At 63.0% G+C, this 4,844-nt stretch carries 6 protein-coding genes and 1 tRNA gene; 4 read left to right on the top strand and 3 right to left on the bottom strand.

The window, feature by feature from the left end; translation table 11 throughout:
• Window positions 1–25: 25 nt before the first annotated feature.
• Window positions 26–98: transfer RNA gene (locus tag ACNPM8_RS02925), tRNA-Lys, on the bottom strand.
• Between the two features lie 160 nt (window positions 99–258).
• Between ACNPM8_RS02925 and ACNPM8_RS02920 the strand changes: the two genes are divergently transcribed.
• From ACNPM8_RS02920 to ACNPM8_RS02905, 4 genes are all read left to right on the top strand, one after another.
• On the top strand, window positions 259–924 hold the full coding sequence (locus ACNPM8_RS02920; protein ID WP_105658994.1) for a hypothetical protein: 666 nt from the start codon (window positions 259–261) through the stop codon (window positions 922–924).
• A gap of 63 nt (window positions 925–987) precedes the next feature.
• Window positions 988–2,199 carry an MFS transporter gene (locus ACNPM8_RS02915; protein ID WP_332727355.1) on the top strand — a complete coding sequence of 404 codons (1,212 nt, stop codon included), beginning with the start codon at window positions 988–990 and terminating at the stop codon, window positions 2,197–2,199.
• Window positions 2,200–2,436: 237 nt separating this feature from the next.
• Window positions 2,437–3,051: a hypothetical protein gene (locus ACNPM8_RS02910; RefSeq protein ID WP_448939275.1), complete on the top strand. Its 615-nt coding sequence runs from the start codon at window positions 2,437–2,439 to the stop codon at window positions 3,049–3,051.
• Between the two features lie 5 nt (window positions 3,052–3,056).
• Window positions 3,057–4,085 (top strand): inorganic phosphate transporter, encoded by a 1,029-nt coding sequence (locus ACNPM8_RS02905; protein ID WP_388025993.1) that lies wholly within the window; start codon window positions 3,057–3,059, stop codon window positions 4,083–4,085.
• On the opposite strand, the gene ACNPM8_RS02900 is transcribed toward ACNPM8_RS02905, so the two are convergent.
• Window positions 4,082–4,279: a helix-turn-helix transcriptional regulator gene (locus ACNPM8_RS02900; protein WP_105658998.1), complete on the bottom strand. Its 198-nt coding sequence runs from the start codon at window positions 4,277–4,279 to the stop codon at window positions 4,082–4,084. The genes ACNPM8_RS02905 and ACNPM8_RS02900 overlap by 4 nt on opposite strands.
• Window positions 4,279–4,743 (bottom strand): hypothetical protein, encoded by a 465-nt coding sequence (locus ACNPM8_RS02895; RefSeq protein ID WP_105658999.1) that lies wholly within the window; start codon window positions 4,741–4,743, stop codon window positions 4,279–4,281. The genes ACNPM8_RS02900 and ACNPM8_RS02895 overlap by 1 nt, the downstream gene beginning before the upstream one ends.
• Window positions 4,744–4,844 lie beyond the last annotated feature (101 nt).

Genomic DNA, 4,844 nt, shown 5'->3' with positions numbered 1-4,844 from the left:
CCCCCCCGGGTCCGGTTTCATTTTGTGCGCCCTGCGGGGATCGAACCCGCGACCAATGGATTAAAAGTCCAGTGCTCTACCAGCTGAGCTAAAGGCGCACGGCACAAGGCCAAAATCCATACTACCTGATGGACCGGCATGAGTATTAATCGGCGTATTCCGCAATTCGGCAGCCCGTAATTTCCGCTGGATCTTGGGGTTTGCAAGCTAAATCACTTGTTGGCGCAGAACTCAGGATCAGCGAGTATTCTGGAGCGCATGAGAGGTGCACGTGCAGGATCAAAAGTTGCCCAGGATGCGGGATTCCGCCATCACAAACCACGCCCCTTCGCCCCGGCAGATTTCGAGCCGTATGAGGGAGGCGCTGATCCGGCGCGCGTATCCGAGGCAGCCCATCTGTCCGCCCAGGCTTTCGTGCAGCGCGGCATTGCCAACAACGACCCCGAAGTTTCACGCCGGCTGATTGCGGTGGCCGAAGAAGAAGGGCTGGAGGTGCTCGCGCAGCTGTGGAGCGAGGCTCCGGCCCGCTCCCTGCCAGGTGCCCTGTGGCGCCTGTATGCGGTTCGCGCGGCAACGATGAGCAAGCCCGAGGTGCATTCTGCACGCTTCCAGGCTGGAGCCCATCGGGCCCAGGTCGAACGCATCGTCGCCGGAGTGGCCGAGCCGCCGACCGCCGAGGAGATGAAGAAGATGACCGGGTCGATTCTCTCCGGCGCCTTCGATGGCGACTTCGCCCACGCCTTGGAACGCACCGCCGCCTATTGCCGGGTACTGGCGCTGGGCATGACCGAGCATGCCGATGCCGCGGATTTTTCCAGCAGCGATCGGGGAACCAAGCTGACCCAGCAGGCCAAGGCCCTGATGGGCACCGCCGTGGATCTGGAAGCCTGCGCCCGGCTTTGGCGCCAGGACGCATTGGACTGAAACATGATCCCGCGCCCTTAGGATGGGTTGAGGAAGTTGCCCCTCAATTTTAGGCAGGTGGGTGTGGGCGCCGCATCGAGGACCAACTCTTCAGGGCTCGTACGCTGGTTGCTGATCCTGATCGCAACGGCGCTGCTTTCCCAAACGGCGCTGAACCTCATTCGTCCGGTGACCACCTATAAGCTCATCTCTTTTGGCTCCGGCGAGTTCACCGTCGGCGTGGTGACCGCGGCCTATGCCATCCTCCCGCTATTCACCGCAATGATGCTGGGCCGGGCCAGTTCGCGAATCCGCAGGATCCGGTTCCTGATGGTTGCCGGCGTGGCCCTCTTGGCCGCTGGCGGCATCGGCATCAATTTCTCCCCGAATGCCTTGACCGTGGCGCTGGCCAGTGCCGTGCTCGGGCTCGGGCACTTGATGTTCACCATTGGCGGGCAATCTTCCATCGCCCGGTTCTTCCCCGACAGCGATCTGGACAAGGGCTTTGGCTGGTTCACGGCCGCCTACGCGGCTGGGCAATTCATCGGGCCGCTGATTGGCGGATTGGTGCTCGGCTCCGGTACCGATGCCGTCTCCCCTGAGCGCATCGCCGGCATCAGCCTGTCGCTGTGGATTGCGGCCGGGTGCTCGCTGCTAGCTGTCCCCTTCTTGCTTCCGAGCTGGCAGCCGAGGATTTCCAAGACGGCGCCGCAAACCCGCCCGGCGAAGTCCGAAGCCTCCATTCCCTCGGTCTTGCGCATCAAGGGCATGGCTTCGCACATGTTCGCCTCGATGACCTTGCTGGCCATGCTGGACATCCTCACGGCCTTCTTGCCGCTGGTGGCGGAGAAACATGGCGTCACACCCGAAGATGTTGGTGTGCTTTTGGCCATTCGAGGTTTCGCTTCGGTAGTTTCGCGGCTGTTCATCCCCAAGCTCTCGGCCCACTTCGAACGCAACCACCTGCTGGTCACCAGTTTGTACATTTCGGGCATAGCCATCGCGCTGGCCCCGATCTTCATCGATTCGCTGTGGGCCTCCGGGGCCGCGTTGCTGGTCGGCGGCTTCTTCCTGGGCCTGGGCCAGCCGATGACCATGACCATGATTTCCACCTCGGTGCCGGCGGTGGACCGCGGTGCCGCATTGGCCGTGCGGCTCATGGGAAACCGGGTCGGACAAGTAGCTTTGCCGATCATCTCGAGTACGGTCGCCGCGGGTTTGGGGCCGGCGGGAGCGATCTGGTTCTGCTGCGCGCTGCTCTGCCTGAGCGGAGCGGAGAAGAGCGTGCGCCGCTAGCGTGAGAAAAGGCACGAGCGCAGCCCTGCGGTTGACAGCACACCGGTAGGGCGAGAACACTAGGTAACGGTGCCGGGCCGCTGGTAACCCCGGGCTCCAAAATTCTGCCGCTTCGAGCGGCCTTCCGCCGAGAGGCGTTCCCGGTCCGGCACCTTCAAATACCCGGTGTTAACTTCCACGTCGTAAACTGTTCTGCGTTGGTACCAATAGCCGTCGAATCGAATGGTGCGCCGTAAAGTGAAGTTCCAGATCTTTCCCTCCGCCTCGCGCGGCATCGAGTTGCTGTGCGGGTTGACGACGACCATTCGCGCCTCCGTTGCCAATGTCGCCGAGATGATCGGCTCACCCGATACCCGTGCGGACCAGCTGCGGGATCTGGCCTCCGCGGAAGCCGAGGCCTCCGATCTGGTGCACGCGGTGCTCACCCACCTGCGAACCAGCTATATCAGCCCGCTTCCCCGCGAAGACATGTACACGCTTTCGCGCTTGCTGCACGAAACCATGGAACAGCTGCGCGGCACCGGCGAACTGATCATGACCGTTGGCTCCACCCCGCTTTCCGAGCGTTCCTCGGAGCAGCTTGAACTCATTTCGCAGCTGGCCGAGCTGGCCTCCGATTCGGTCCAGCGCCTGCATAACCTCGATGACCTGGAAGACAACTGGCTGCAGATGCTGCAGTTCTCCAAGCGCGCGGCCCGAACCCACCTGGTGTGGGTCAATGAGATCGCGAAGTTCGCCAAGCCAGGGACCATCCACCGCCACCAGCGCGTGGCCGACCACCTGATGCTTACCGCCAACACCCTGCGCCAGTTCGCCGACCACCTGGGTCGCGTGCTGGTGAAGGAGTCCTAGGGGAAATGACCATCCTTTCGGTCCTCACCGGATTCGCGATCGTCCTGACCCTGGGCTATGGCGTGCTCAACGGCTTCAGGGATGCCTCTACGGCCGTTGCGGCCTCCGTCCGCACCAGGGCGCTGCGCCCGGCCATTGCGGTCTCTGTGGCGGCGGTATTCGCCTTCCTCGGCACCTTGGCGACCTCGGGGCTGAGTGTGGCGCTGGTAGACAAGCTGAACTTCAACCTCCCCGATGGCGTCGTCGGATTGAAGCTGCTGATCTGCGGCTTGCTGACCGCCGGCGCGTGGGGCCTGTATTGCTGGTGGCGCGGCCTGCCGGTCAGTTCCACCCATGCGCTGTTCTCCGGCTTGGTGGGCGCCAGCGGCGCCTCGGCTTTCATGGGCGACCTGTCGATGTCCGGGGCCTGGGGTCTGCTGCTCGGCTCGGTGCTGCTGCCCATGCTGATCACCCCGGTCATCGCCTACCTGTTGTCCTATGCGCTGGTGATTCCGGCGACCTGGCTGATGCGCCACAACTCCTCGCGTTCGGTCAACAACGGCTCGCGCGCAGGCCAGGCCATCACCGCCTGCGCCGTGGCCCTGGGACTGGGGCTGCAAGATGGCCAGCGCACCGGCGCGATGATCGCACTGGTGCTGATCACCGGTCATGCAATGGACCCGGGGCCCGTGACATGGGCTATCCAGCTGGCCGCGGCCTCGGCACTGGGGCTTGGCGTGCTCCTGGGCGGATGGCGCATCACCTATACGCTCGGCCGCCGGCTGGTGAACTTCGATCCGCTGCGCGGCATGATCGCCCAGGGCGTAGCCGCGGCAATGCTGTTCCTCGGCTCGCTCGTCTTGCACCTGCCGCTGTCCACCACGCAGGCGGTAACCAGCGGCATCGTCGGTGCCGGCAATAACCAGTCTTTCGAATCGGTGGTGTGGCGCAATGTCACCAAGGTGCTGCTGCACTGGGTGCTGACCCCGATTGCCTGCGTTGCCTGCGGCGCGATTCTCACCCTGGCGGTGCACCCGCTGCTGGGCAACGCCTAGTCTTCGCCCGGAATGAAGAGGTCTTCGATCTTGCAGCCGAAGACCGCCGAGAGCTTGAATGCCAGCGGCAGGGACGGGTCGTAGCGGCCTTTTTCAAGCGAGATGACGGTCTGCCGGGAGACGCCCAGCAGGTCGGCCAATGCTTGCTGGGAGAACCCGCGTTCCCTGCGGTATGCACTGAGATTGTTCTCCACTAGCTTTCTGCCCGCTTAATGATGAAATAGCGGATTCCGAAGTCAAGCAACGCCAGCAGCACGACACCAGCCAGAACGAGGCCAAGTGATGCTTGGATCTGAATGAACGAAAACACTGCACCACCGAGGCCGCAAACTAACAGCAAATCCTGGAACACTCCGATGGCAGCTCGGTCATACCACTGGCTCTCCACCGATATCTCGGGGTTCCTTGTGGCACCGCGCAGGGTGTCGCGATCCAGCAGCAACGCCCAGCAAGCTGTAGAAAGCACCGGCAGCAAGCCAGCGGCCATGAGCAACGCTGCCAAGACGAAATGCTCCGGGGCGTTCAGCCGGGCGAAGAGCACACCTGCACCGGCTGAAAGCACTGCCCCTGCGCTGAGGCTGACGGCAATCAGGGCGCCCGACCCGCCACCGAAGCGCGAACGGCCCCATTTGCTCTGGCCAACTGCTTTTGAATCCATCGTTGTCCCCTATCCCTATTGATGTAAACCACACTTTACTGACAAGCGTGCTTTACAGTCAAGGGTGCTTTACATGAATAGTTAAAGTGCAGCGGGGGGCC

The organism is Glutamicibacter sp. AGC46 (genome assembly GCF_053543715.1).
This window is presented reverse-complemented; position numbering and strand designations above follow the sequence as displayed.